Consider the following 20818-nt stretch of genomic DNA (forward strand, 5'->3'; position numbering starts at 1 on the left):
CGCACGACGGCGCAGCTCAAGCGGGTACTGGGAAGGGCGTGCCATAACTCGATCCTCTCAAACGATCGAGTCCCTACCGAACCCGGAACGGTTCAGCGCGGGTACAGGGCGTTCACCGCGTACGCCACCTGCTACGCCCCGCGTTACGAGCTTGCGGTGCTGGCTCCTCAGTCAGTGTTGACCCTGGCAAGGGACTTCGACAAGCACGCTCGGGATCTGCGAGACGTCGTCATTGAAGGCACGAACATTCAAAGCCAAGGCGGGGAGCGCATGCGGAAGTACCTCGACGCCATGAAGCTCGTACACGCGGCGATGCGGGCAGATCTGGGCGCAGACGAGGGAAGTTGACGGTTGCCAAGTGCCGAGCGGGATAGCCGGCGTGGCAATTCCACCGAGAGGGCCGGGTGGCCAAGTAGCTCTGCGACTGGCCACCTATCGCTGAGTGACCTCTGACAGGTGATCTTGACCGTTTGCCAGGTGAGTTTGACTGGCGGGAAGACCGCAGGTCAGGTGTAGACGTTGCGTCCGTACTCCTCGCGGCTCACCTTGAAGTCGTCCGGCCGGTCGCGGCGGAGCTCCTCGTACCGGACCCCGAAGATGTCGATCGCTTCATGGAGCGTGCAGCCGGACGCGTCCATGATCGCCTTGAGCGCCAGGACGATTCGATGGTCCAGGATGTGGCGGTCCACGCTCTCGGGTAGATCTTCCATGGTCTGACCGTACAGACGGGCGTTCGACCGCGCTGGTCGATATCGCCTGGTAAACGGTCAAGATCACTTGTCGGAGTGCTCCGCCCGTGTACGTGCACGTCGGGGGCTGCTGGAACGCGGGCAAGCGCAGCCGGGGCATCGGCCGGGAACAGGCCCGGCGCGCGCTCGCGGAAGGCGTAGAGGCGTACCCAGGGTGCCAGCCCGATACGGTCCTGGGAAGTCCATCGCTGGCGTCAGCGAGTCGATGAGCTGCGGCGGGTCATCCCGGTCGGTTCCGGATCCTGGAGCGCTGGAGCGAACGCCGCGTGAGGCGAGTCGGTCGGTCCGCCGGGGTCTCGTCCGGTGTGCTGCCGGTGGTCGCCGCGTCCATCGGACGCTGGGGGTGGAGGGTGTAGTTCCAGTCGCCGTGGAAGCGATGGCGAGTGATGGGCAGGGGGGCGATCTCGTCGTCGCTGACGCGGATGCCGGTGGGGTACTGGCCGCTGTCGAGTTCGGCATGGACGGTGAGGCCGGTGCGGCTGGTGGTCGCGGCGATGGTCTGGAGCATGACTTTATGGCTGGCCAAGGGTCTGCCGCGCCAGTTCATGGTGATGTGGGAGGACAGCCGGTGCTCGATCTTGTTCCACTTCGAGGTGCCGGGCGGCAGGTGACACACCGTGATCTCAAGGCCGGTCTCGGCAGCGAGGTCGGTGAGCTGGGTCTTCCAGCCGTGGGTGCGGTAGCCGTTGGAGCCCCCGTCGTCGGCGGTGATCAGCAGCCGGCGGGCGCGGGGGTAGTCGTGCCGGCCGACCGCCAGCCGCCAGCGCCGGATCGAGGCGACGGCGAAGGCCGCGGTGTCGTGATCGGTGCCGATGCTGACCCAGCCGGCGTTCGCCGCCATGTCATGGATTCCGTACGGAATCGCCTTCTCGGCCTGGCCGGGGGAGTCGTGCGTCTTGACCCTCACGGGCTGCCCTGCGGGCCGCCATTCGTGCCCGGCGTTCTTGTAGTCGCCGATCAGCTCCTTCTTCTTGCTGTCCACGCTGATCACCGGGGCACCGGCGTCCCTGTGGTCTCGTGCCTGCTCGTTGAGGTAGCGGAACTGGGCGTCCCGGTCGGGATGCTGAGCACCCTCGATGGTCTTGGCGTTGGCCTGCAGACTGAAGCCTTCCTCCCGCAGCAGGCCGGCGACCGTGTCGACGGAGACCCGGTGGCCCTGTCGGGTCAGCTCCGCCGTCAGGTTCCGGGTCGACTTCGTCGTCCAGCAGCGGCGACATCGGATCAACCCGCTCGTCGGGCTCGACCAGCGCAAGTAGCGCCGGCCGCAGCCCCGGATCAAGGTCCACAGCCTTCTTCCGGCCCCCACCAGGACGACGGACCCGCCCCAACAGAGCCTGACCGGACTCCAGTTCAGCCGCTCCGCGCGCGACCGTGCCCTCCCGAACCCCGGCCGCGGCAGCAACGAGCCTGATCCCACCATGCCCAGCGACCGCGCTTCCGCCCCTATGGCCAGCCGACGCTGACGCTCGTCCAGATGCGGCAACAACACCTGGAACTTCGCAGCCAAGACGGCCTCGATCCCCTCCGGCCTCCCCGCACCAGAACAACGAGTCCCGCAGCTGGAAGCCACGACTTGTTTCCCGGCAACCCCTAAGCGAGGCTCGATCCACGGCCGCAGGCCGTAGAGGGGCGGACGATCTCGGCGAGGTCTGCCGGCGGGTGCGGGCTGGCGGCGCCGTGGAGTGCGTCGGGGTGGGGCAGCGTTCGGCCCTGACCAAGCGTCACTCGACGGTCGGCGTGTGTGTGAAGTGCGCGGCGTGTACGCACACTTGGAAGGTATCGGTTTTCGGAAAGGACAGTGCATTCATGGGCCTGACCCGTCGGCTTCTCATGCTGCTCTTCGCACCCCTGCTCGCCCTGATGGTGGCGCCCGTGCTGGAGACCGGTTCGGCAGTCGCCGAACCGCAGGCGAAGACGATCTCGATCGCCCAGGCCCGCGGCCTGCCGGTCGGGACAGTGGTCACCGTGGCGGGCTCGGTGACGACTCCCTCCGGTGCCTTCGAATCCAGCTTCGGCGACAAGGGATTCGGGCTCCAGGACAGGACCGCCGGTATCTACGTCAGCCTGCACAGCGACGTGCATGCGTACCCGTATCGACGCGCACGCATCACCGGCACGCTGCGGGACAGCTCCGGACTGCTGACTCTGGTCCCGGCAGGTCCTTCCGATGTCGAGCTCGGTCACAAGGACTGGCCGGTGAAACCGGAGCGGGTCGGCACCGCCGGGGTCGGAGAGGCCACCGAGGGGCGGCTCGTAAAGGTCATCGGCAGGATCACTCAAGCACCCACGAGTGACCTCCCCTACGGGTACAAGCTGTCCCTCGACGACGGTGCGGGCCCCGCGCCGGTCTTCGTCAATGTGCAGACGGGCATCGACATCTCCGGTCTGAAGCAGGGGCAGAGGGTGCGGGTGATCGGCTTCAGCAGCCAGTTCGGCACCCACTACGAAATCGATCCACGGTTGCCGCACGACATCGCGGTGGTCGGGGCCGACTAGAGCGTGTCTCTTTGACGGCTTGATCAGTTGATTGGATGTGTCTGTTCGGTCGGTGATCACTGATGCGATGTGGGCCCGGATCGAGCCGCTGATGCCGGCTGATCCAGTCCGGGGACGACGGTGGGCCGACCACCGCCGGGCCCTGGAAGCGATCGCGTGGAAGTACCGCACCTGCTCACCCTGGCGCGACCTGCCAGAAGAGCTCGGCTCCTTTCAAACCACGCACAAACGCCTGATCAGGTGGGCCATGGACGGGACTTGGCAACAGGTCTTCGCGGGCGGTTCTTGCAATGAGCTTCTTCGAGTTGGCCACCGATCGGGTGATGAGCCGTGAAGCGCAACAAGCGAGGCCCCCGGGCTGTTGATCGAGATGTCTGACGTCTCGATCACGTTGCTCGGGGGCCTCGTTGGTCATCCATCCTGCCGCACTCGACCTGTCGCATGCGCTCGTGGAGTGGGCGGCCATGCTGATCGTCACCCGTGAGGGCGACCGGCGCTGCAAGCTCCGTCCGTCTCAGCGTGCGATGGTGGCACTGGTGTACCTGCGCGAACACACCACTCTCGCGAAGATCGCTGCCGGGGTCGGGATCAGCGAGTCCACCGCCCACGCCTACACCCGCGCGGTCGTCGACCTGCTCGCCGCACGTGCACCGGGGCTGCTGAAGACACTGCGCGAGCACGACGCTCCTTGGCGTTGCCGCAACCACCACCTTGCTCAAGATCCTGTAAGACGTATTGCGCTTCGGACGCCTTGCCGGCGACGAGTGAGGTCTGATCGCAACGGTGCGGCCGGCACGCGCCCACCTGATGGCGCGCTGAGCCCAGGCCGGCACGACCAGAGGGACTGATCGGGAAGTCTATTCGATAACCTGTTCTAGTTCCTTATTCCGCTCATGACTCGCATAGCTAGATTTGAGTAGATGGGTACTCATGCGCTCCACACCGGCCTTCGCTGCAATGTCCCCCAGGTGCGCAGCGCATCAGGGGGGCTTGTATGCCGGATTACCGAGCGCCAGGTGTCCATGTCGAGGAGCTGACCGTCGCCGGGCCTGTAGCGGGGGTCGGTACGAGCACGGCGGCCTTCGTCGGGCCGGCCCTGCGGGGGCCCATTGGGGAACCGGTGAAGATCACCAACTGGACGCAGTTCACCGACCTGTTCGGTGAGTACATCCACGCCCCCCGCCGGTATCTGGCGCACGCGGTGCGCGGATTCTTCGACAACGGCGGCACCGTCGCCTACGTCGTACGGGTCGGCACCGCCACCCGGGCCGAGCGGACACTGGCCGACCGGGGCACACCGGCGGACCTGGCACTGGTCGTCCGGGCGCGAGAGGACGGCCCGGCGGGCAACGCCATCAAGGTCGCCGTCCGGGACGCACAGATCGTGCGGGACGCCAAGGTCCTCCAGGTGAAGGCGGACCACGCGAACGCAACCGGGAACGTGGTCACCCTGCCCTCGGCGGAGGCCGCCGGACAGTTCGTCGCGGGGGACCTCGTCGACGTCGGCGGCACCGTCGCGCAGGTCGACCGGGTGCGCGGCAAGGACCTCGTGCTCACCGCCCCGCTGGCGGCCGACGTCCAGGACAAGACCGTACGCACGGCCGATCTCCAGGCGGGGCAGCGGCGGTTCCGGGTCGACAAGCCGCGGGGCGTCGAGCGGGGCAGTGTGCTCACGCTCAAGCAGGGTGCCACGACCGAGTCGGTGGTCGTGGAGCGGGTGAGCGGCGACGTGGTCGAGACCGCGGGCCCGCTGGCCAACGGCTACACCGGCGCGACCACCGTGACCTCGGCCGAGTTCGCGCTGGACATCACCGGCCCGAACGGGGTCAGCACCTTCGACGAGCTGTCGCTGGACCCCCGGCACAGCCGCTACTTCGCCGGACTGGTCACCTCCCCGCTGGTCGAGGTGACCCTCCCGGACGAACCCGGCGTGCACGCGGCCCCGGCCAACCTGCCTGCGGTCCTCGCCGCGACCGCGCTGGTGGGCGGCACGGCCGACCGGCTCGACGGCATCGAGGCCACCGCGTACGAGACGGCGCTGGCCGAGCTGGAGCGGGTCGACGACATCAGCATCGTCTGCGTACCGGACGCCGTGACCCTGCCCACCGTGCAGCAGAAGGTGGTCGAGCACTGCGAGCGGACCGGCGACCGGTTCGCCGTGCTGGACGCCCCCGACGCCGCCTCGCCGCTGGCCGAGGGCGGGGTGCTGGGCCGCCGCGAGGAGCTGACGTCGGAGCGTGGCTACGCGGCCCTGTACTACCCGTGGTTGGTGATCGCCGACCCGGCGGGCCGCGGCACACTGGCGGTACCACCCTCGGGCCACCTGGCCGGGATCTATGCCCGCAGCGACGCCGGACAGGGGGTGCACAAGGCGCCCGCGAACGAACCCGTCACCGGCGCGTTCGGGGTGACCCGGGTGCTGGACACGGCCGGACTCGGCGAGCTCAACGACGCCGGGGTGAACGTGATCCAGTCGTTCGCCGGCAGCGCCCGGCCGGTCGTCTGGGGGGCCAGGACCACCGCGCCCCGCCACGAGACGGCCTGGCGGTACATCAACGTGCGGCGGCTGTTCCTGTTCGTCGAGGAATCGCTCCAGGAGGGGCTGCGCTGGGCCGTCTTCCAGCCCAACGACCTCTCGCTGCGCAAGCGCGTCGAGCGCACGGTGAGCGAGTTCCTCACCCGGGTGTGGACCGACGGCGCACTGTTCGGCGCGAGTGCTGCCGAGGCCTTCCACGTGAAGATCGACGACGAGAACAACCCGCCCGCGGTGCGGGATCTCGGCCGGCTCGTGGTGGAGATCGGGGTCGCGCCAGTGCGGCCCGCGGAGTTCGTCGTCGTCCGGATCGGCATGTCGCAGGGCGGTTCCGAGGTCAGGGAGGGCTAGGCCGCGATGGCGCAGACAGGGGTACGGGTCGACCCGTACACAAACTTCAACTTCCTCGTCGAGCTGGACGGCATCGCCCAGGCCAGCTTCATGGAGTGCACCGGCATCGAGTCGGTCACCGAGGTCATCGAGAACCGGCAGGGAGGGCAGAACACGACCGTCCTCAAGTCCCCGGGCAAGACCACCTATTCCGACCTCACCCTCAAATGGGGGCTGACCGACTCCACCGAACTGTGGGAGTGGCGCCAGGCCATCATCGAGGGCCGGGTGGTGCGCAAGAACGGCTCGATCGTCGTGTACGACCTCGCCAACAAACGCGAGGTGTTGCGCTGGCACTTCGTCAACGCCTGGCCGACCAAGTGGGAAGGGCCCGCCTTCCACGCCACCGGGCACGAGACGGCGGTGGAGACCCTCGTCCTCGTCCACGAGGGCATCACCCGGGCGGTGTGACGTGCCGGACAGCCCTTCCGTGTTCAGCACGGAGTACGAGTTCACCCTGCCCCTGGGCTACCTCGACGGCGAGGGCACCCTGCACCGGGACGGGGTGATGCGGCTGGCGACCGCCGCCGACGAGATCCTGCCGATGAAGGATCCCCGGGTGCGGGCGCTGCCGCCGTACCTGATCGTCGTCCTGCTCGCCCGCGTGGTCGTCCGCCTCGGCACCCTCACCGAGGTCGACCCGGGAGTCGTCGAGGGCCTGTTCTCCCAGGACGTCACCTACCTCCAGGAGCTCTACAACCGCCTCAACGGCCTGTCACCGCCGCTGGTCGCGGTCACCTGCCCGCACTGCGAGGCGGGCTTCGAGATGGAGGCACCCCTGCCGGGGGAATCCACGGCTACCCCCTGGAACGGGTCTACCAGGAGGTCGCCCACCTCGGACGACATGTCCACTGGACCCACACCGAGCTGATGAACCTGGAGCACACCGAGCGCCGCCGCTGGCTGCGCACCGTGTTCGCCCAGATCGACAGGGGGTGACGAGATGGAGCAGCCAGAGCATCCACAGCAGCCAGAGCGTGCACGGCGGCAGGAGCAGCCCGGGAGTCCTTCGTATGGTCCGACCGTGGGCGAGCGCCTGGCCGCGCAGGCCCGCGCGCTGCTCTCGCGCCGTACGACCGACCCCGGATGGCGGGCCGCGCTCGCACTGGTGCTGGCGCGGGGGCGGTCCCTGCCCGTGCCGCAGACGAGCCCGCGCCGCCGCACCGAGGTGCGGGTGCCGCCGGTCGGACACGAGCCGGCGCCGGTGCAGCCGGGCTGGCCGGATTCCATCGACACCCCGGTGCCATGGCCGACTTCAGATCCGGCGTCGGCTCCGGACCCGCCCCGGCGCGAGGGTGAGCCGCTTCCCGGCGACCTGCGCGAGCGGCTCGCCCCCGTGGTCGGTCCGGACGTCCACCGCGTGCGCGTCCACGACGACGAGCGGGCCGCCCGGATCGCGGCGGCCCACGGCGCGGACGCCGTCACCCTGGGCGAGGACGTCTTCCTCGGCAGCCCGCAGGCCACGCGACCGCGACCGGAGAGACTGGCCCTGCTCGCCCACGAGGTCTGGCACGCGACCGAGCCGGGCCGCACCGGGGGCGCGCCGCACCGGGCCACGGCGAGCGGCGCGGCCGCGGAGGAACGCACCGCTCTCGCCGTGGAGCTGGATTTCCTGCACGGCCCGGCAGGCGTCCGGGGGCCGGGATCGCCGCATCACAAGGCCGTCGGGCGGCCGCAGTCGCCTGCTGTCCCCCCACCGTCCACACCTCCGCCCGCCCCGCTCACCTCCACCGGGTCCACCGGGCCATCCGTCACCGGCACTGCCGCCCACCCCATGACCGCCCGCCCCGACCGGCACTCCGGACCCCCCTCCCAGGCCCTGGACCCCGAGGCGCTGCGCGACGTCGTCCGCGAGGTGCTGCGCGGAGAGCTGCGGGACGGGGCGGCACGGCAGCTACGGGCCGACCTCGCGATCGAGCTGGAACGGGGGGCCTGACGGTGGCCGCGCAACTCGCCAAGGCCCTGATCGTCGACACCCGCACCGGTGAGCGCACCCCGGTGATGTTCAACCCCGACGAATACCGGATCGAGCAGGGCAACGAGCTGGCCGAGATCGGCATCCCGGGGCTCGCCGCCCCTCCCGTGCAATATGTGCGGGGCCGGGGCCGCACCCTGACCATGGAGCTGTTCTTCGACACCTATGAGCCCTATCCGCAGCAGGACGTCCGGACGTACACCCGGCGTCTCGTGCGGCTGCTGGACCCGGCGCCGCGCACCTTCGCCCCGCCGGTGCTGCTGTTCATGATGGGCAGGTTCGCGTTCCGGTGCGTACTGGCAAGCGCCGACCAGCGGTTCACGATGTTCCTGCCCGACGGCACGCCCGTGCGGGCGCGGCTGTCGGTGACCTTCCGCGAGTACACCGAGGTGGATCTGGAGACCCAGCGGGGCTTCTTCGCCGGCCCGCCGACCCTGCACAACATCACCGCCAAGGACACTCTCGCCGGTCTCGCCGCGGAGTACCTGGGCGACCCGGCACGCTGGCGGGAGATCGCCGACGCCAACGGGCTCACCGACCCGCTGCGCCTGCCGCCCGGCCGGCCCCTCGTCATCCCGGAGCGGTGAGCCATGGACACCTTCGCGCCCCGGGCCGAGATCAGGATCGCCGGCGTCGCCCTCTCCGCCGACGTGAGCCGCCATCTGCTGAGCGTCCGCTACGACAACTCCCTCGAGCTGGCGGACATGTTCACCGTCGTCCTCGACAACAGCGGCCACCGCTTCACCGACTCGCCGCTCTTCGAGCTCGGCAAGAACGTCGAGATCCACCTCGGCTACGGCGACCGGCTCACGCCCATGATGTTGGGCGAGATCGCCTCCATCGAGCCCGACTTCCCCGAGTCGGGGGCGCCCACGTTCACTGTCCGCGGCTACGACAAGTCGCACCGGCTGCGCCACGAGATGCCGGACCGGCCGGCGTTCCGCTTCAGCAACGACAGCGCCATCGCCGCGCAGATCGCGCTGGAGGCCGGGCTGATACCGGTCGTGGACCCCGCGCCGTTCTCGCACAGCTCGCTGCACCGCGCCACCACCGACATGGCGCTGCTCAAGGAGCGCGCGGCGGCCAACTTCTTCGACGTGTACGTGTGGTGGGACAAGCTGTACTTCCGCTTCCCCCGCCCGCAGACCGAGGCACCGGTACTGGAGTGGGGCACCAATCTGTCCAGCTTCAGCCCTCGGGTGGCCAACTCCGGCATGGCCGGGACGCAGGTGGTGCGCGGCTACAGCCAAGAACTCGCCCAGAGCGTCGTGGGCGTGATGAGCGCGACCGCGCTGGACCTGGACTCGATCCTGGAACGGCTCGGCAGCGCCGCCCTCGGCGCGCTCACCGGGCTCGGGCGACGGGTCGTACGCGGCCGGCCGGTGGCCACCCCGCTGGACGCGATCGCCCTCGCCAAGTCCCTTCTCCAGCAGCTGCTCGAGGGCATGTACGAGGCCACGGGCACCTGTGTGGGGCTGCCCGAGCTGCGGGCGGGCCGGTTCGTGTCGGTGCGGGGCGTGGGAAAGCGGTTCAGCGGGATGTACCGGCTCAAGCGGGTGGTGCACACCCTCGACTCCCGCGGTTTTCGCAGCGAGTTCGAGGTGACCCAGCGCGCCGGGGCGCATGTGACGCAGTTGCTGCGTAAGGCGCTGTCGGAGGACCCGCCGCCGGACCGTTCCGAGTCCCCGCAGGGGGTCGTGGTGGCGGAGGTGGTCGCGGCGGACCCCAGCCGGTACGAGGTGTCGATCCGCTTCCCGTGGCTCTCCGACATACCGGATGTCGTGGCGGCGCCCGTCGCCACGCCCATGTCGGGGTCGGGCGCGGGGATGTTCTGTCTGCCGGGCGCGGGTGACCAGGTGCTGGTGGCGTTCGAGCACGGGGACTTCAACCGGCCGTATGTCATCGGGGCGTTGTGGCCCACGACCACACTCAAGCCGGTGACCGCCGCGCCCGGCGTCAACCTGGTCCGCCGCATCAAGACCCCGGCCGGGCACAGCGTCACGCTCGACGACACCCCGGGCATGGAGAAGGTCGTCGTCGAGCACAAGTCGGGCAGCTCGCTCACCTTCACGGCGGGCGGGGACATCGAGATCGTCGCCGCCAACGTCAAGGTGAAGGTGCTCGGCACGATGGACGTGAGCAAGCGGGGGCCGGTATGAGCGGCGACGTGCTGACCACGGCGAGCACGTTCACCTGCCAGAGCCAGGGTGTGGTGACACCCGTCGCCCGGCATCCGCTGACCGTCGGCAAGGCGAGTGTGGTGACGGCGGCCGACTTCGTGGGCCTCACCGTGGCCGGGTGCAAGAAGCAGAATCAGCCGCCGACCGCCAAGACCTGCGTGAACGTGAGTGCCGTACCGCCGGTCGGATCGTCGAGCGGCCTCCTGACCGTGAACGGCGGCACCAAGGTCCTCACCACCGACGGCTTCACCGGCGCCACCGACGGGCTCATCCCGCCCGTCCCGCCCGCCAAACCTGACGACCCACCGACTCCGGGGAAGTTGTCGGCGATCGCCAACCAGAGCTGTCTGAAGGGGGAATGACCGTGGACGGCAAAGGCGTGGCCTTCCCGGTCGGCTTCGACGCGACCGGCGCGCTCGCCGAGTCCTCGGGGGCCGAGCGGATCCGGCAGGCGGTACTGATCGTCCTCGGCACCCGGCCGGGGGAGCGGATCATGCGCCCGGACTTCGGCTGCGAGCTGCACAGCCTGGCCTTCGCGCCCAACACCCCGGCCACCGCCAACCTGGCCCGCCACTACGTGAGTTCGGCTCTGGCCCGCTGGGAGCAGCGTATCGAGGTCACCGAGATCACGGTCGGCAACGACCCATGGGTCGCCGCCCTCACCATCGACCTCTGCTACCGGATCAGGGGCGACGAGGGCCATCAGACCCTCACGCTTACCTTTCCCCTGGAGCAGCCCTCATGAGCGCCGAGCGCGGCCGGCCGCTCCCGCCGGACCTGGACGACCGGCGCTGGGCGGACTTGATGGCCGAGGCCCAGGAGCTGATCAAGCACTACGCCCCGCGCTGGAGCGACCTGGGCCCGGCGGACCCCGGCATCGCGCTGGTCGAGGTGTTCGCCTGGCTCGTCGAGGGCCTCATCTACCGCCTCAACCAGGTACCGGAGAAGAACTACACCGCCTTCCTCAACCTCCTCGGCATCACCCGGCTGCCCGCCCTCCCCGCCACCACCCTCCTCACCTTCACCGCCCAGCCCGGCCAGACCGCCACCGTCCCCGCCGGAACCTGGGCCCAGACCACCGGCAGTGAGTCACAGGCACCGGTGGTGTTCCAGACCGAGGACGAGGTACTGGCCCTGCCCGCCGCGCTGTCGGCGACCGTCCGCCACCTCACCACCGCCGCGGACCTCCTCGGCGGCACGGACGGCGTGGAACTCCGCATCCCCGACGGCGGCACCGGCTACCTCCTGCTCGGCTTCGACCCCACCTTCACCCAGCCCGTCGAACGCCTGGAGGTCTACGGCGAACCGGGCCGACCCGCCTCCGGCGAACCGGCCGCCCTGAGCTGGGTGTTCTCGGCGGGTGGCACCGACCCTGCCGGCTGGCCCGCGCTCACCGTGGAGAAGGACACGACCCAGACCCTGTCCCAGGCGGGCCAGGTGCGGCTGCGCCTGCCCGCCGCCCCGCAGTGGGCGGCCGTGGACCCGGCGGGCTGGCCGTTCCCGGCGGCAGGACCGAAGCCGGAGCCGGGCAAGCCGCGCCGCTGGATCGGCCTGAAGCTGGCCAACCCGAACGAGCCCGGCGATCCCGCACGGGACGCTCTGATCCACGTACGGCACCTGCTCCCCAGCACCGTCCCCGCGACCACCGCGCCGACCGCGGGCCGGGATGTCCCCGAGTCGCTCGGCACGGCGGGACGCGCCCCGCGCCAGACGTACGAACTGCGCAACCGGCCCGTCCACCGGCAGCCGGGCGGGGACTCCCCGTACGACCATGTCCGCGTCCTCGTCGACGGCGAGCGCTGGGTCCTCGCGGAGGAACGGGAGCCGGGACGGGACCAGGCCGTGCGGCTGGACCCGGTGACCGGGGAGGTCGTCTTCGGCACCGTCGGGGTTGTGCCGCCGCAGGGTTCCGACATCGCCGCCGTCTACCGTTACGTCGCCACGGGCGCCGCGGGCAACGTGCTGCCCGGCACCGTCACCACGCTCGCCGAGGGCGTGCCCGGGATCGTCTCTGTGACCAACCTCGTGCCCGGCACGGGCGGGCTGGACGAGGAGCCCGTCGAGGAGACCAAGGCGCGGGCACCTCAGTTGCTGCGCACGCGGGACCGGGCGATCACCGCGGAGGACTACGAGTTCCTCGCCCGGCAGGTGCCGGGGGTCGCGACCGTGCGCTGTCTGGCCCCCCGGACGCAGGAGAAGGACGGCCCGTCGGCCAGGTGGCTGAAGGGCGACCCGTGGACGTACGCCTCGATCCTGCGCGCGCCCGGGCACGTGAACCTCATCGTTGTCCCGGACCTCGGCGTGGCCGAGCCGCAACCGGTGCCGTCGGTCGTCCTCGTCCACGACGTGATCGCCGCGCTCGACCCGAGACGCGAGGTGACCGCCCGCCTGGAGGTACAGCTGCCCCGCTATCTGCCGGTCGACGTCACGGTCGACGTACGGGTCTTCAAGCGGGCCGTCGACATGCATCTGACCACCGGTCTGGCGGCGGAGACGGCCCGGGTCAAGGAGCGGGTCGCCAGGTTCCTGCACCCGGTGCAGGGTGGCCCGGGCGGGCGGGGCTGGCAGGTCGGGCAGAGCGTCTACCTGCCCGACATGTACCAGGCGGTCCAGCCGGACCCCGAGATCGGCTACCTCGCCGATCTGCGGATGCGCCCCGTTACCCCGCCGCCGTACCACCAGACCGGCGAGGCCTGGAACAACGACCTCCACCGGCCCGTCCCGCTCCCGGCGGCCTTCGGCCCGCAGGTGCAGGTGACCGACTACGAACTGGTCTGCTTCGGCACCTGCGACACCACGGGGGCGGAGGAATGAGCAGCTACCTCGACCACCTGCCGTCGGTCCTGCGCTCGCGGGACCTCGGCGACCTGCTGTCGGCCTTCGAGAAGATTCTCGGCGGCATCGACGACGGGATCGCCACCCCCGGCACCCCGGTCATGACCACCATCGACGCGTTGCCCGACCTCTACGATCCCGCCCGCACCCCGGAGGAGTTCCTCCCCTGGCTGGCCGGCTGGCTGGGGTTCGAGCTGCGGTCCGGCTGGACCACGGAGCAGCGGCGCCGGGTCGTGGCCGGGATCATGCGGCTCCATCTGCTGCGGGGCACGTCCGCCGGGCTGGCGGGGCTGCTCGAGCTGGCGGTCCCGGCGCCGGAGCGGCAGCGGATCACGCTCGACGCCGGCGCCAAGGTGCTGTTCTGCAGGCCGGTGCGCGGCGCGGAGTCCCGCATCAACGCCCTGCTCGCGCAGGGGCCGTACATCCGTCCGGCCCCCAACCGCACCCCGGCCCACTCAGGGCTGGTCAGCCCGCAGTGCATGGCCATGACCCCCGACGGCGACCTGGTGGTGGGGGACGCGGGCGGGGTCGGCGGCGTGCCCGCGCCGGGGGTCTGGCGGATCACCCGGACCGGCGCGTACGCCGACTGGACCGGTGGGCCGCCCGTGCCCCGCCCCCTCGGCCCGGCGAGCTGGGCCCTCGCCCCACCGGTGGCCCTCGCGGTCGACGCGACGCCGCCCGGCTGGCGGCTGTACGTCCTCGACGTGCAGCAGGCCGGGCTGCGGCTGTCGCGGGTGGACTCGGCGACACCGTACGAGCAGCAGACCGTGGCGACGCACGCCTCGGTCAAGGCAGTCGTGGACGTCGCGGCGGCGGTGTGCGAGGCCGGTCATCTCTTCGTCCTCAACAAGAAGGACAAGCGGGTCCTCGACCTCGACCTGGCCGCCCCTGCCGCTGTGCCGCGCACGATCCCGCTGCCCGGACTGACGGTCCCGCGCTGCCTGCTCGTCGGCCCCGACGGTCGTCTCGTCATCGGCGACGCGCGCGCCGAGGGACCGGCGGAGCTGTTCCGGGTCGACCCGGCCGGGGGCGCCCCGACGCCCCTGCTGGCGAACGTCCCCGCAGCGGACAACCCGCTTCTGGCGCCGTACGCGATCCTCCAGGAGGACACCCATCTGCTCCTCGTCCTCGACGTGGGCCTCCAGCCCGACCAGGACCCCAACCGCCCCTACCTGCGCCGCACTCTGCGCCCTCCGGCCCTGTACCGGGTGGACCTGCGCGCCGACCCGCCCCGGGTGACCAGGGCGACCGTGCCGGGCGGCCTGGTGTTCCCGCGAGGGATGGTCCGGGACGAGGGCACGGTCTATCTCTGCGACGGCGGTGAGCCGTTCAGCCGCGACGAGACGGGCCCGAACGCCACACCCCGCCGGAACTTCCGCGCCACGCCCCACGAGATCGGGGTGATCGTGCACTTCGCCAGGACGGGCGCCACGACGGAGGACCAGCGGGCGGCTCTGCGCAGCCTCGCCGACGCCCTGGAACGCGAGCGCCCGGCATCCGCCCTGACCACCCGACTGACCGCCATCGGCGCCAACTGAGGGGTTCCCAGATGACCGAGAGGCTTGTCCGCACCGACTACATGGACCCGACGGTCAACCCGCCCGAGCCCCGCCAGGGCGACACCGGACTGCGCGAGAGCCGCCAGGACCAGGAGGGGTTCTACGGCCCGCTGCACCGGCTGCACGGCTCGGCCCTGCACGACAAGGGCGTGGCCATCGGGCTCGCCGTCGACGCGACGGTGGGCCAGCAGGGCGTGCGGGTCGCGCCCGGCGTGGCGCTCGACGGGCTGGGACGGCTGATGCCGCTGGCCGTCGGCGGGCACGCCAAGCTGGAGGACGGAAGTCTGGTGACCGTCGCTCAGCTGGGGGTCGTGCTGTCCACGCAAGGGCTGATCGGCACCCGGTATTTCACCATCACCTGGGCGGAGACCTTCGACTTCACCGGCATCGCCGCCGGCGCCTTCAACACGGAGACCACCCCGCTGCTGCGGCTGCGCAAACCCAACGAGTTCGTCGACGACGACACGGAGATCATCCTCGCCGAGGTCATGATCGACACGGGCGGCAACGTGACCGGGCTGGACGTCGTGAACCGCCAGGCCGTGGGAAGTTCCCCCAACCGCGTCCCGCTGTCCCGGACGGGCGTGGAGAGGGCCGGCGCGCTGGCCGTCGCGGGCGAGGCGTCGGCGGGCGAGCTGCGGGCGCTACGGAACGGCGGGCTGGTGCTGAAAGCGCAGAGCCTGTCGGTGCAGCCGCCGGACAGGGACGCCTCGGCCTTGTGGGTGGCACCCTCGACCGGCCGGGTCGGCGTCGGCACCACGCAGCCGGAGGCGCCCCTGGACGTCCAGGGCACCGCCGTCTTCCGGGACCGCATCGGCATCGGAACCGCAGTCCCGGAGACTGAGCTCGACGTCACCGGCGGGGCCGTGGTCCGTGGCCCCGCCTCAGTCCACGGCACCAGCACGGTCCTCGGCACAACGGTCCTGCGTGGCCGGGTCGGCATCCGCACCACCACCCCGGACGTGGACCTCGACGTCGCCGGCGACGCGGTCGTACGGGACCGGCTCTGCGTCGGCCGCACCCAGGCACTGGCCCGGGTGCACGCCGTCGACCAGGGCGGCTTCGTCGATGAGGACGGCACGGGCGCTTCGACCGTCACGAACGTGCCGCTGCTCGCGCAGAGCGACAGCACGGCCATCGGCATCCTCAACGCGCAGAAGAGGCCGGCGTTCGCGATCAACATCGACGCGAACGGGGGCACGCCCGACCAGCGTGGGGTGCCGACGCTGTACGACAAGTACGACGGGTGGTGGCGGCCCGGGATCTCCCTGAAGAACGGCCGGGTGGGCATGGGCACCCAGAACCCCGAGGGCAAGCTGCAAGTGACCACCGACGAGGACGGCCTCACGGCCCTCGCCGCTTACTCCGCGCAGTCCTTCGCCCTCCAGGCGATCAGTGGCAACGGCACGGGGCTGTTCGCCTTCGGTAAGCCGGCCGGCCAGTTCTGGGGCGACCTCATCGTCTCCGGAAAGATCACGAAGAGCGCCGTCCAGTTCATGATCGACCACCCTCTCGACCCGGCCGGCCGCTATCTGAGCCACTGCGCCGTCGAGAGCGACGAGATGAAGAACGTCTACGACGGAGAGGTCGTCCTCGACGAGAACGGCGGGGCCGAGATCACTCTGCCGGACTGGTTCGAGGCACTGAACGAACGCTTCCGGTACCAGCTCACGGCGGTGGGCCGCCCGGCCCCGAACCTCCACATCTCCCGCAAGCTGACGGACAACCGCTTCTCCATCGCCGGCGGCGAGCCGGGCACCGAGGTCTGCTGGCAGGTCACCGGCGTCAGGCACGACGCGTACGCGGTGGCCAACCCGCTGGTCGTGGAGAGCGACAAGGAGGGTGAGGAGTACGGCCGTTACCGGCATCCAGAGGAGCACGGGGTCTCCGCCGACCTGAACGTCAACCACCGGTTGATGCCACCGCCGGGGAGGCCGGGGTGACCGGCCTGCTGGACGTCGACGGCTCACCGGAGACTCCGCCGATCCTGGACAGCCTCCGCCTGCTCGACGCTCGCCTGGCGGAGGCCGTCGCGGCGGCCACGACGTCCTACGGCTCCGGAGCCGCCCGGGACGCCTTCCGTGGCCTGCACACCGGCGCGGAGGACGTGATCCGGCTGCTGGCGCGGGACCCGGGAGTGTCTCCGCTGGGACCCGGAACGGCCGCCGGACTCCCCGGCATCGCATGGCTCGCCGAGCGCTACGAACTCTCGGCGTTCGAGCTGAACGTCCTGCTCGTGGCCCTCGCCCCCGAGGTCGACCTGCGCTACGAGCGCCTCTACGGCTACCTCCAGGACGACGTGACCCGGCGCCGGCCGACCGTGGAACTCACCCTCAACCTCCTGTGCCAGGACGTCCCCGACAAGCTGAGCCACCGATCGGCCTTCGCCACGGACGCCCCGCTGCTGCGGCACCGGCTGGTGCGGCTGGTCGCCGACCCGCATCAGGTCGAGCCGCCGTTGTTGGCACGGTACGTGGTGCCGGACGAACAGATCGTGGACGTACTGCTGGATGTGCCGGGACTGGATCGGCGGCTGGCGGGCTGGTGCCGACTCGTGCCGGCAGACCCTGGGCCGGTTGCCGAACAGGCCGCGGAAATAAGGGACGTGCTCCTGGCCGGCCGTCGGCTCTACCTGCGCGGCCGACCCGGTTCGGGGCGGAAGCGGGCCGCGCGGACGGTCGCCGCCCTCCTCGGCAGGCCCCTGCTGCACGGCGAGCTGCTGCTGGCGCCGACGGACCCGTCAGCCTTCGGCGAAGCCCTCTTCTGCTTCCTGCGCGAGGCCGAACTGTACGGCGCGATCCCCCTGTTGGACGGCGCCGACACGCTCGACGGGCAGCGACGCGAGCTCGCGGCCCGTGCCCTGGCCGAGGCGCCGGGTCCTGCCGTACTGACCGGAGCGGCGCCCTGGCAGCCTGCGCTTCGGCAACTTCCCGTACACACCTATGAGTTCGCGACCCCCGACGCGGTGGCGCGGCGGACGTACTGGGCCTCGGCCCTCGCCGGACGGGCGGTCGCGGCTGCCGATCTCGACGCCTTGGCCGAACGCTACCCGCTCACCCCGCGCGCGATCACGGAAGCCGCCGACGCGGCACGTGACGACACGCTCGCCGGGCTCTCGGCGGCCGCACGTGCAACCGTCGGGCACGAACTCGCCGAGCTGGCCGACCGTATCGAGCCCCGGGCTCAGTGGGGCGATCTCGTATTGCCCGAGGACGAACTCGACGCGCTGCGCGAGGTCTGCGCGCGCGTGGCCGGGCAGGGCCGCGTCCTGCGGGAGTGGGGGTTCGGGCGCAAGCTGTCCCGGGGCACGGGGGTCGGCGTACTGCTGACCGGGCCGCCGGGCACCGGCAAGACCATGGCCGCCGAGGTCCTCGCCCGGGAGCTGCACCTCGACCTCTACCGGATCAACCTGGCCGGCGTGGTCAGCAAGTACATCGGTGAGACCGAGAAGAATCTCGACCGGATCTTCACCGCCGCCGAACGCGCAGGCGCTGTCCTGCTCTTCGACGAGGCCGACGCGCTGCTCGGCCGGCGCAGTGAGGTCCGCGACGCCCACGACCGCTACGCCAACATCGAGGTCGCCTACCTCCTCCAGCGCATGGAGGCCTTCGCGGGCATCACCCTGCTCGCCACGAACATGCGGCAGAGCCTGGACGAGGCCTTCACCCGGCGGCTGGCGTTCACGGTCCGCTTCCCGTTCCCGGACGAGGCGAGCCGCGCCCGGATCTGGCACGGCATCTGGCCCCAGGACGCCCCGCTCGCCGCCGACGTCGACCCCGACGCGCTGGCCGCCCGGTTCACGCTCAGTGGCGGCCACATAAAGAACGTCGCCCTGGCCGCCGCGTTCCTGGCGGGGGCGGGGCCGGTGACGGCGGCCCATGTGCTGCACGCGGTGCGCCGCGAGTACCAGAAGATGGGCAAGGAGCTCTCGGACGAGGAGCTGCCCGGAGCGACCGATGGCTGACGCGACGGTGAAGACGCAACTCCCCGCGAAGTCGGAGGCCGGAACCCTGGGCGGCCCGACGACCGAGGCGGGCAAGGCGCCGTCCGGCCCCGGTGGTCTCCTGGACTCCCAGCGGGCGGCGGGCAACCAGGCGACACAGGAGGCCGTGGCAGCCGCACAGCCACCGGAACCGACCGGGCTCAAGGGCCAGTTGGTGCGCGCGGCCATCGACGTGGTCATCTCACAGCTGCCCGGGGGCCCGACCCTGCGCGTTGCCGCGGCGGCCGTGCACGGCTTCGTGTCCACCTTGGCGCACGAGGTCTCCCTGACGGATCTGGCAGCGGGCGTCAAGGAGCTGGCCACCCCTCGCAACCTCCTGGACTTCACCCTCGCCTACCAGGCCGGTTCGGTCCTGGGCTTCATCAGCCCGGTCACCGACCTGTTCGGGATCGTCGTACTGGCCGAGCAGCTGAACAAAATGGCGGACGACCTGGGCCGCGCGGTTTGGGAACACCCCGAGGACCTGATCGCCAAGGCCCGCGCGCTGGGAAACGACTTCCGGACCTTCCTCAAGGACACGGGCAAGAACCTCAGCGCGCTCGAACTCCTCAAGCACGCGGTCGAGTTGCCGGACAAGGTGATGAGGGGGCTGGAGGTGAAGGCGGGCGAGATAGGCAGCCACGCCGCCCACGCCGTGATCCTCCACTTCTCAGGCAAGGAGGAGGAACAGCCCGCCCGCCCCGCCGAACCTCCCGCCGGATACGCCGGCCGACTGGAGCAGTGGGCCGTCGAGACCCGCAAGAAACTCACCAACACCCAGTGGTCCAGGCTCGGCTACAACATCGGCTACGACGTCGGCGCGGTCGTCAGCAACACGCTGCTGTTCGTCTTCAGCTTCGGCGCGGGTGAGGCGGTCGCCGCGGTCGGAGCCGAACTCGGCAAGCTGGGGGGCCTGTTGGCGCGCGTGGGCAATGTCGCCGAGAAGGTCGGCGCCGGCATCAAGGTGATCGAGGACCTCATCGCCGCCCTGCTGAGCAAGCCCATGCAGTGGCTCGAACCCGTCCTCAAGCCGTTCTTCGAACTCCTCGAACGCTTCAAGACCTTCCTCCGCGAACTGCTGGGCTTCGTCGACAAGAAGGCCGCGAAGACGGCCGTGACGACTCTGGAGAAGCACGCCGCGGAGACAGCCGCCCCGGACCCGCCGCATGCCCCGAAGCCGACGGCGCCGGAACCGCATCCGGCACCGAAGCCGACCACCCCCGAACCACACCCGACCGCCGCCCCGGAACCACGCCCCGCCCCCAAGCCCCCGGCCGCCGAACCACCGGTCGCCCACACGGCCCCGCCGCCCAAGTCCGCCATGGGCCCCAAGAAGGGCCCATCGACCAAGAAGAGCACGTCAACCCCGAAGAAGACGCCGACGAAAACGACGCCGAAGAAAACGTCGCCGAAGAAGAAGACCGCACCCGCCCCGAAGACCACTGCCCCACCCAAGAAGAAGGCTGCGTCCCCCAAGAAGGTCGCCGGCACGAGCCCGACGAAGACCGCCACGTCCCCCAAGAAGAAGGCCACATCTGCCAAGAAGACGGCCGGCGCCCCCCAGAAGACCTCCGCACCTCCCAAGAAGAAGCCCGCCGCAACCAGCAGCGGAGGCGCGCATCCTCAACCCGTGATCGAGAGGGTCGGAGCCGACGATGGCCGCCACTCCCGGGTCGACCCGGATGCGCGGTTCTTCAACGGCCAGAACCCGCCGCACCACCATGTGACCGATCAGCACGACCGCCCGCTGATGGCCGAGGGGTGGCTGCGCGCCTCGAAGGCGCCACGCCACTCCGATCAGCGGTGGGGCGCGGAGCAGATGATGGGCAAGCTGAGCGGCACCGAGCAGGGGCACCTCCTGGCCAGCCGGTTCGGCGGCGACGGGCGCATCTTCAATCTGAGCCCGCTGCCGAGGTCGCTGAACCAGGGAGAGATCAAGGCGCTGGAGGACGCTCTCGCCCAGGAGATGAAGTCTGGCCGCCGCTTCTATGTCCAGGCCTACAACGACTACGCGGGCGTCGGCCGGGTCCCCAGCGCCGTCGAGTACCGGGTGTTCGTCGACGACGGCGGCACCCCCCGGCAGATCTTCGAGATGACGATCTACGCATCGCACTGAACG

The 20818-nt window shown here is 70.7% G+C and carries 18 protein-coding genes and 3 pseudogenes; 19 read left to right on the top strand and 2 right to left on the bottom strand.

What is annotated here, in order from left to right:
* Positions 1-348, top strand: a 348-nt coding sequence (locus ABT254_RS45255; protein WP_351483569.1) for a hypothetical protein, incomplete at its 5' end; no start/stop codon positions are given.
* A gap of 158 nt (positions 349-506) precedes the next feature.
* Here ABT254_RS45255 and ABT254_RS45260 read toward each other — a convergent pair.
* Complete coding sequence (locus ABT254_RS45260) at positions 507-710, bottom strand: hypothetical protein (protein ID WP_351483570.1); 204 nt, start codon at positions 708-710, stop codon at positions 507-509.
* 92 nt (positions 711-802) lie between these two features.
* On the opposite strand from ABT254_RS45260, the gene ABT254_RS45265 reads away from it, so the two are divergent.
* Entirely contained in the window at positions 803-958 is a 156-nt protein-coding gene (locus tag ABT254_RS45265) for a DUF6233 domain-containing protein (RefSeq protein ID WP_502972152.1), read from the top strand.
* An 89-nt stretch (positions 959-1047) separates the two neighbouring features.
* Here the strand turns inward: ABT254_RS45265 and ABT254_RS45270 are convergent.
* Positions 1048-2268, bottom strand: a pseudogene (locus ABT254_RS45270) (ISAzo13 family transposase); the annotation flags it as partial.
* A 287-nt stretch (positions 2269-2555) separates the two neighbouring features.
* Here ABT254_RS45270 and ABT254_RS45275 point away from each other — a divergent pair.
* From ABT254_RS45275 to ABT254_RS45355, 17 genes and pseudogenes are all read left to right on the top strand, one after another.
* Positions 2556-3245: a hypothetical protein gene (locus tag ABT254_RS45275; protein ID WP_351483572.1), complete on the top strand. Its 690-nt coding sequence runs from the start codon at positions 2556-2558 to the stop codon at positions 3243-3245.
* 37 nt (positions 3246-3282) lie between these two features.
* Positions 3283-3522 (top strand): annotated as a pseudogene (locus ABT254_RS45280) (transposase); the annotation flags it as partial.
* Between the two features lie 130 nt (positions 3523-3652).
* Positions 3653-3928 (top strand): annotated as a pseudogene (locus ABT254_RS45285) (helix-turn-helix domain-containing protein); the annotation flags it as partial.
* Between the two features lie 311 nt (positions 3929-4239).
* Positions 4240-6129 carry a phage tail sheath subtilisin-like domain-containing protein gene (locus ABT254_RS45290; protein ID WP_351483573.1) on the top strand — a complete coding sequence of 630 codons (1890 nt, stop codon included), beginning with the start codon at positions 4240-4242 and terminating at the stop codon, positions 6127-6129.
* A gap of 6 nt (positions 6130-6135) precedes the next feature.
* The gene (locus ABT254_RS45295) at positions 6136-6579 is read left to right on the top strand and encodes a phage tail protein (RefSeq protein WP_351483574.1); all 444 of its coding nucleotides are present in this window, start codon (positions 6136-6138) and stop codon (positions 6577-6579) included.
* A 19-nt stretch (positions 6580-6598) separates the two neighbouring features.
* Entirely contained in the window at positions 6599-7039 is a 441-nt protein-coding gene (locus ABT254_RS45300) for a hypothetical protein (protein ID WP_351483575.1), read from the top strand.
* On the top strand, positions 6973-7107 hold the full coding sequence (locus ABT254_RS46645; protein ID WP_502972153.1) for a DUF6760 family protein: 135 nt from the start codon (positions 6973-6975) through the stop codon (positions 7105-7107). The genes ABT254_RS45300 and ABT254_RS46645 overlap by 67 nt, the downstream gene beginning before the upstream one ends.
* A gap of 85 nt (positions 7108-7192) precedes the next feature.
* Positions 7193-8104 (top strand): eCIS core domain-containing protein, encoded by a 912-nt coding sequence (locus ABT254_RS45310; RefSeq protein ID WP_351483576.1) that lies wholly within the window; start codon positions 7193-7195, stop codon positions 8102-8104.
* A 2-nt stretch (positions 8105-8106) separates the two neighbouring features.
* Positions 8107-8730 (top strand): CIS tube protein, encoded by a 624-nt coding sequence (locus tag ABT254_RS45315; RefSeq protein ID WP_351483577.1) that lies wholly within the window; start codon positions 8107-8109, stop codon positions 8728-8730.
* A gap of 3 nt (positions 8731-8733) precedes the next feature.
* Positions 8734-10302 carry a phage baseplate assembly protein V gene (locus tag ABT254_RS45320; RefSeq protein ID WP_351483578.1) on the top strand — a complete coding sequence of 523 codons (1569 nt, stop codon included), beginning with the start codon at positions 8734-8736 and terminating at the stop codon, positions 10300-10302.
* Positions 10299-10685, top strand: a complete 387-nt coding sequence (locus tag ABT254_RS45325; RefSeq protein ID WP_351483579.1) for a hypothetical protein — start codon at positions 10299-10301, stop codon at positions 10683-10685. The genes ABT254_RS45320 and ABT254_RS45325 overlap by 4 nt, the downstream gene beginning before the upstream one ends.
* Positions 10686-10687: 2 nt before the next feature.
* Positions 10688-11068 (top strand): GPW/gp25 family protein, encoded by a 381-nt coding sequence (locus tag ABT254_RS45330; RefSeq protein ID WP_351483580.1) that lies wholly within the window; start codon positions 10688-10690, stop codon positions 11066-11068.
* A complete protein-coding gene (locus ABT254_RS45335) occupies positions 11065-13137 on the top strand; it encodes a baseplate J/gp47 family protein (protein WP_351483581.1) in 2073 nt (690 codons plus the stop codon). Before ABT254_RS45330 ends, ABT254_RS45335 begins: the two co-directional genes overlap by 4 nt.
* Positions 13134-14696 (top strand): phage tail protein, encoded by a 1563-nt coding sequence (locus ABT254_RS45340; protein ID WP_351483582.1) that lies wholly within the window; start codon positions 13134-13136, stop codon positions 14694-14696. The genes ABT254_RS45335 and ABT254_RS45340 overlap by 4 nt, the downstream gene beginning before the upstream one ends.
* Positions 14697-14707: 11 nt before the next feature.
* On the top strand, positions 14708-16660 hold the full coding sequence (locus tag ABT254_RS45345) for a hypothetical protein (RefSeq protein ID WP_351483583.1): 1953 nt from the start codon (positions 14708-14710) through the stop codon (positions 16658-16660).
* The gene (locus ABT254_RS45350) at positions 16657-18681 is read left to right on the top strand and encodes an ATP-binding protein (RefSeq protein ID WP_351483584.1); all 2025 of its coding nucleotides are present in this window, start codon (positions 16657-16659) and stop codon (positions 18679-18681) included. The genes ABT254_RS45345 and ABT254_RS45350 overlap by 4 nt, the downstream gene beginning before the upstream one ends.
* Positions 18674-20815, top strand: coding sequence for a DNA/RNA non-specific endonuclease (locus tag ABT254_RS45355; protein WP_351483585.1), 2142 nt, complete (start codon positions 18674-18676; stop codon positions 20813-20815). Before ABT254_RS45350 ends, ABT254_RS45355 begins: the two co-directional genes overlap by 8 nt.
* Positions 20816-20818 lie beyond the last annotated feature (3 nt).

The sequence above is a fragment of the Streptomyces sp. NPDC001137 genome (assembly GCF_040298885.1).
GTDB lineage: Bacteria > Actinomycetota > Actinomycetes > Streptomycetales > Streptomycetaceae > Streptomyces.

Excerpts from the sequence above, each read along its gene's own strand:
- ABT254_RS45325 (WP_351483579.1), top strand. The coding sequence starts at position 10,299 with ATGAGCGGCGACGTGCTGACCACGGCGAGCACGTTCACCTGCCAGAGC.
- ABT254_RS45320 (WP_351483578.1), top strand. The coding sequence starts at position 8,734 with ATGGACACCTTCGCGCCCCGGGCCGAGATCAGGATCGCCGGCGTCGCC.
- ABT254_RS45335 (WP_351483581.1), top strand. The coding sequence starts at position 11,065 with ATGAGCGCCGAGCGCGGCCGGCCGCTCCCGCCGGACCTGGACGACCGG.
- ABT254_RS45275 (WP_351483572.1), top strand. The coding sequence starts at position 2,556 with ATGGGCCTGACCCGTCGGCTTCTCATGCTGCTCTTCGCACCCCTGCTC.
- ABT254_RS45355 (WP_351483585.1), top strand. The coding sequence starts at position 18,674 with ATGGCTGACGCGACGGTGAAGACGCAACTCCCCGCGAAGTCGGAGGCC.
- ABT254_RS45290 (WP_351483573.1), top strand. The coding sequence starts at position 4,240 with ATGCCGGATTACCGAGCGCCAGGTGTCCATGTCGAGGAGCTGACCGTC.
- ABT254_RS45260 (WP_351483570.1), bottom strand. The coding sequence starts at position 710 with ATGGAAGATCTACCCGAGAGCGTGGACCGCCACATCCTGGACCATCGA.
- ABT254_RS45345 (WP_351483583.1), top strand. The coding sequence starts at position 14,708 with ATGACCGAGAGGCTTGTCCGCACCGACTACATGGACCCGACGGTCAAC.
- ABT254_RS45340 (WP_351483582.1), top strand. The coding sequence starts at position 13,134 with ATGAGCAGCTACCTCGACCACCTGCCGTCGGTCCTGCGCTCGCGGGAC.
- ABT254_RS45295 (WP_351483574.1), top strand. The coding sequence starts at position 6,136 with ATGGCGCAGACAGGGGTACGGGTCGACCCGTACACAAACTTCAACTTC.